The sequence below is a fragment of the Pseudoduganella sp. RAF53_2 genome (assembly GCF_052113985.1).
Lineage (GTDB): Bacteria > Pseudomonadota > Gammaproteobacteria > Burkholderiales > Burkholderiaceae_D > Rugamonas.
On record NZ_JBFRDW010000407.1, the window covers coordinates 1 to 5,469 of the forward strand.

Sequence of the window (5,469 nt, forward strand, 5' to 3'; positions counted from 1 at the left end):
ATCCCGTGATGCGCACCTGGGAGCGTGTGGAAGCCATTTTCCGCTCCATCGGCTTCGACGTCGCCGGCGGTCCCGAGATCGAGAACGACTGGACCAATTTCACTGCACTGAATTCGCCGGAAAACCATCCGRCCCGTTCGATGCAGGACACCTTCTACATTGAAGGCAACGACAGCGAAGGCAAGCCGCTGCTGCTGCGTACCCACACCTCGCCGATGCAGGTGCGTTACGCGCGCAGCCACACTCCGCCGATCAAGGTGATCGCGCCGGGCCGTACCTATCGCGTCGACAGCGATGYCACGCACTCGCCGATGTTCCACCAGGTCGAAGGCCTGTGGATTGCCGAGAACATCTCCTTCGCCGACCTGAAGGGCGTGTACCTCAATTTCGTGAAGGCTTTCTTCGAAACGGACGATCTGCAAGTGCGCTTCCGTCCTTCGTATTTCCCATTTACCGAACCATCGGCGGAAATCGACATCGCCTTCGGCTCCGGCCCGCTGAAAGGCCGCTGGCTGGAAGTGTCCGGCTCCGGCCAGGTACACCCGAACGTGGTGCGCAATTTCGGTCTCGACCCCGAGAAGTACATCGGCTTCRCGTTCGGCTCCGGCCTGGAGCGCCTGACAATGCTGCGCTACGGCGTCAACGACCTGCGCCTGTTCTACGAAGGCGATCTGCGCTTCCTGAAGCAGTTCAACTAAACCAATGGCGTGAAGCAGGTGGCTGCCACGTCGTGGCAGCCACCAGGTCTCCGCCTCGGGTTTCAAACAAGATAACGAAGAAGGCAACCAAGACTATGCAATTCTCCGAAAACTGGCTCCGCACCATGGTCGATCCGAAAATGACTTCGGACGAACTGGCGCACCTGTTGACCATGTCCGGCCTCGAAGTGGAAGAGGTCGATCCTGTCGCTCCGCCTTTCAATAACGTGGTGGTTGGCCACGTGCGCGAAATGGCCAAGCACCCGAACGCCGACCGCCTGAACGTCTGCCAGGTGGACGTGGGCACCGGCACGCTGCTGAACATCGTATGCGGCGCACCGAACGTGCGTCCCGGCCTGAAGGTCGTATGCGCGATGGCCGGCGCCGTGCTGCCGCCTGGCACCGACGGCAAGCCGTTTGAAATCCAGGTCGGCCAGCTGCGCGGTGTCGAGTCGCAGGGCATGCTGTGCTCCGCGCGCGAGCTGCACCTGTCCGAAGACCACGCGGGCCTGATCGAGCTGCCGGACGACGCGCCGGTCGGCAAGAACTTCCGCGACTACTGGGCGCTGAACGATCTGAAGTTCACCATCAAGCTGACCCCGAACAAGGCGGACTGCCTGTCCGTGCTGGGCGTGGCGCGCGAAGTGTCCGCGCTCACCGGCTCCGTGCTGAACATGCCGCAGTATCGTGAAGTGCCTGTCAACACCGACGAAAAACTGCGCGCCAAAGTCAGCGCACCGGACCTGTGCGGCCGCTTTGCCGGCCGTGTGATCCGCGGCCTGAACGCGAAAGCGGAAACGCCGGAGTGGATGAAGCAGCGCCTTGAGCGCAGTGGCCAGCGTCCTGTGTCGGCGCTGGTGGACATCTCCAACTACGTCATGCTGGAACTGGGCCGCCCATCCCACGTCTTCGATCTGGACAAGATCCACGGTGGCCTGGATGTGCGCTGGGGCCGCAAAGGCGAACAGCTCAAGCTCCTGAACGGCAACACCATCGAAGTGGATGACTGGGTTGGCGTGATCGCCGACGACAAGGAACTGGAATCGCTCGCCGGCATCATGGGCGGCGATGCGACTGCCGTGTCGGACGACACCACCAACATCTATCTGGAAGCCGCATTCTGGTGGCCGAACGCCATCCAGGGCCGTGCGCGCAAGTACAACTTCTCGACCGATGCGGCACACCGCTTCGAGCGCGGCGTGGACTACGCGACCATTCTTGAACACCTGGAGCGTATTACCTCGCTGCTGATCGAAATTTGCGGCACGGCAGGCACCAAGGTCGGCCCGATCGACGACCAGATCGTCAATCTGCCGCAGCGCGCCCCGGTGACCATGCGTACCGCCCGCGCCGCCAAGGTGATCGGCGTTGCGCTGACCGATGAAGTCGTGGCCGATATCTTCAAGCGCCTGGCGCTGCCGTTCACGCTTGAAAACGGCGTGTTCAGCGTGACCGCGCCATCCTACCGCTTCGACATCGAAATCGAAGAAGACCTGATCGAAGAAGTGGCCCGCGTGTACGGTTTCGAGAACATCCCGACGCGCCCGCCGGTGGCTGCCAACGAGATGCGTATCGCTGATGAAGACACCCGTTCCATCTTCGCCGTGCGCCACCAGCTGGCCGACCTGGGCTTCCAGGAAGTCGTGAACATGAGCTTTGTGGAAGCCCAGTGGGAACTGGACTTCAACGGCAACGACAGCCCGATCAAGCTGCAGAATCCGATCGCCAGCCAGTTGTCCGTGATGCGTTCTTCGCTGATCGGCAGCCTGGTCGCCAATGTGCGCTACAACGTCAACCGCAAACAGCCGCGCGTGCGCGTATTCGAAGTTGGTGCGATCTACCAGCGCGACAACGCGATTGCCGACGGCCCGCTGACCGTGGCCGGCTACGACCAGCCGCAGCGCGTGGCCGCCATGGCTTACGGCCCGGTGGCCGATGAGCAGTGGGGCATGGATACCCGCGACGTCGACTTCTTCGACATGAAGGCCGATCTGGAAGCGCTGTTCGCGCCGGCCCAGCTGCGCTTTGCCAAGCTGAACCACCCAGCCCTGCATCCGGGCCGCTCGGCATCGGTTGAGCTGGATGGCAAGGTCATCGGTTTCATCGGCGAACTGCACCCGCGCTGGCTGCAGAAATACGATCTGCCGAAGGCGCCAGTCCTGTTCGAAGTGGATGCTGTTGCGTTACAGCAACGCGCTGTACCAAAATATGAAGAAATTTCAAAATTCCCTGGTGCAACGCGCGACCTGGCCATGGTGGTCAAGGCAGAGGTAGCTGCGCAGTGCCTGCTCGACGCTTTCAAGGGCGCCGTGGCAGCACATGCGTCCGGCCGCATCGTGCAAGCCATTGTTTTGTTTGATGAATATCGCGGCAAAGGTTTGGAAAACGACGAAAAATCGCTTGCTTTCCGCTTTAGCTTGCAAGATACTCAAAACACCCTGCAGGACGACGTGGTCGACGCTTTGATCGCAGCTGTGACGGCTGCGGCGACCGAAAAATGCGGGGCACGCGTTCGAGCCTGACCGCGAATATTTAACATTTGGATACACCTTAGCGAGTCCGGCACTGCCGGACTCATGTACTTTAGAAGGCAGGGCAGCAAAATTAACAACAACGACATCGATTCCGCCGTACTCGATTCCGCATTGGATGCCGAACTGCACAGCGCAATTACGAGCGCCAAAGTACGCCAGGAAGCTGAAAAAGATTTGCCTACGCTGACCAAGGCGGAGCTGGCCGAACTGCTGTTCGAACAGGTCGGCCTGAACAAGCGCGAGGCCAAGGACATGGTCGAAACCTTCTTTGATGAGATCCGCAACGCGCTCGAACGAGGCGAGGCGGTGAAGCTGTCCGGTTTCGGCAACTTCCAGCTGCGCGACAAGCCGCAGCGCCCGGGCCGCAACCCGAAGACTGGCGAAGAAATCCCGATCACGGCCCGCCGTGTGGTGACTTTCCATGCCAGCCAAAAGCTGAAAGGCATGGTCGAAGACAGCAGCGGCCTGCCGCGCGCAGCCTGATTCCATAAGGTGCGCTGAATGAACGACCGCGCTGGCAAGGCTGAACTGGTAGTGCTGCCGCCGATTCCGGCCAAGCGCTATTTCACCATTGGCGAGGTAAGCGAGCTGTGTGGTGTAAAGCCGCACGTGCTGCGCTATTGGGAGCAGGAATTTACCCAACTCAAGCCGGTCAAGCGCCGCGGCAACCGCCGCTATTATCAGCACCACGAAGTGCTGCTGATCCGCCGCATCCGTGAGCTGCTGTACGAGCAGGGCTTCACCATCAGCGGCGCCCGCAATAAGCTCGATAGCCGCGCTGCCGATTCTGCGCAGGGCGAGTATGATGAAGATCACGGGCTCAATGGTGCGGGGCCGGGACACACAGCGCCACCGCTGGACCGCGAAATGATCCGCAACGAACTGCAAGCCATTCTTGAGCTGCTAAAGTAAGCGGATGTAAGGCGCGGTTGCTGCGCCTTTTTTTTCGTCTAAAATGTTAAAAGTTTGGTGCTACAATATTAATGTTAAGGTTTTTGCTAGTGCGAATGCAGACGCTGGCTTCGTTCCCAAACTAGGATTTCACGAGGGAAAATAATGATACGCATAGCCATCTGTGATGACCACCAGATCGTTAGAGCGGGTTTCAAGCAAATCTTTTCGTCTTCGGACGAGTTCAGCGTGGTCGCCGAGGGTAGTACCGGTCGCGAAGCGCTGGACATCGCACGCAAAGAAATTTGCGACGTATTGTTGCTCGATATCGCGATGCCCGACCAGAGCGGGATCGACACCTTGCGCACCATCCGCCAGGGCCAGCCGGACCTGCCGGTGCTGATCCTGTCGGGCTATCCTGCCCAGCAGTACGCACTCAATCTGTTCAAGATGGGCGCCAACGGCTATCTGAACAAGGAATGCGATGCGGACGAGCTGATCACCGCCGTCCGTACCGTGCACCAGGGCCGCCGCTATGTCAGCTCCCAGGTGGGCGAGCTGCTGGCGCAAAGCTTCGACCGCGACCCCAACACCGCCTTGCACACCGAATTGTCGGACCGCGAGTTCCAGGTCTTTCTGCGCCTGGCGCGCGGCGCGACCGTGTCGGACATCGGCCAGGCGCTTTCGCTCAGTATCAAAACCGTGAGCACCTACCGCACGCGCATCATGGAAAAGATGGGCTTGCAGTCGAACAGTGACCTCACGTATTACGCGATGAAGAACCACCTGCTGGACTGAAACGTCTCGTTACATCTTTCTGTTGCTGCACCGCAGAATTACCCAGCAGCAGTACATTGCCACGGGTCTATAATGGGCAGGATGTACTTCACTGTTGAACCAGCCCAAGACAGGCTTCCGATTTACAAGACGCTTCTGTGCGTGACCTGCGCACTGATACTGATTGTGAATGGTTTCAGTCTGTTCAAGAATCTGCAGTCGCTGAAGGGTGCCAACGAGCAGCTTGCAGTCAGCTCCCGCGTCGCGGAGCGGCTGCAATACCTGAACGTGCTGGTGCTCGACGCCGACAGCAGCGCGCGCGGCTATTTCCTGTCCGGGAACGAGGTCTATCTTGGCCCTACGCGCACGGCGGTTACCGAAACTGAAAACGAATTCCGTGAACTCGATAAGCTGCTGGCCGATAACGCGCCCCAGCTGAAGAACCTCGCGCACTTGCAGGCGCTGGTGCGCCGCCGCCTGTCGCGCATCAATGAAGCGGTCGATGTCTACCGCCACGCCGGGCTGGACGATATTGTCAGCATCGCTCGCGTCAGCGACGAACGCAGCAT

General features: G+C 59.9%; 6 protein-coding genes. All 6 read left to right on the top strand.

Annotated features, from left to right (window positions below):
- Positions 1 to 698, top strand: a 698-nt coding sequence (gene pheS, locus AB4Z11_RS21385; RefSeq protein WP_442027529.1) for a phenylalanine--tRNA ligase subunit alpha, incomplete at its 5' end; no start/stop codon positions are given.
- Positions 699 to 793: 95 nt separating this feature from the next.
- On the top strand, positions 794 to 3,220 hold the full coding sequence (gene pheT / locus AB4Z11_RS21390; protein WP_442027530.1) for a phenylalanine--tRNA ligase subunit beta: 2,427 nt from the start codon (positions 794 to 796) through the stop codon (positions 3,218 to 3,220).
- Positions 3,221 to 3,274: 54 nt separating this feature from the next.
- Positions 3,275 to 3,715: an integration host factor subunit alpha gene (locus tag AB4Z11_RS21395; protein WP_442027531.1), complete on the top strand. Its 441-nt coding sequence runs from the start codon at positions 3,275 to 3,277 to the stop codon at positions 3,713 to 3,715.
- Between the two features lie 18 nt (positions 3,716 to 3,733).
- Entirely contained in the window at positions 3,734 to 4,144 is a 411-nt protein-coding gene (locus AB4Z11_RS21400) for a MerR family transcriptional regulator (protein WP_442027532.1), read from the top strand.
- 144 nt (positions 4,145 to 4,288) lie between these two features.
- Complete coding sequence (locus AB4Z11_RS21405) at positions 4,289 to 4,921, top strand: response regulator (RefSeq protein WP_442027533.1); 633 nt, start codon at positions 4,289 to 4,291, stop codon at positions 4,919 to 4,921.
- A gap of 165 nt (positions 4,922 to 5,086) precedes the next feature.
- A partial coding sequence (locus AB4Z11_RS21410) for a CHASE3 domain-containing protein (protein ID WP_442027535.1) occupies positions 5,087 to 5,469 on the top strand: 383 nt, incomplete at its 3' end.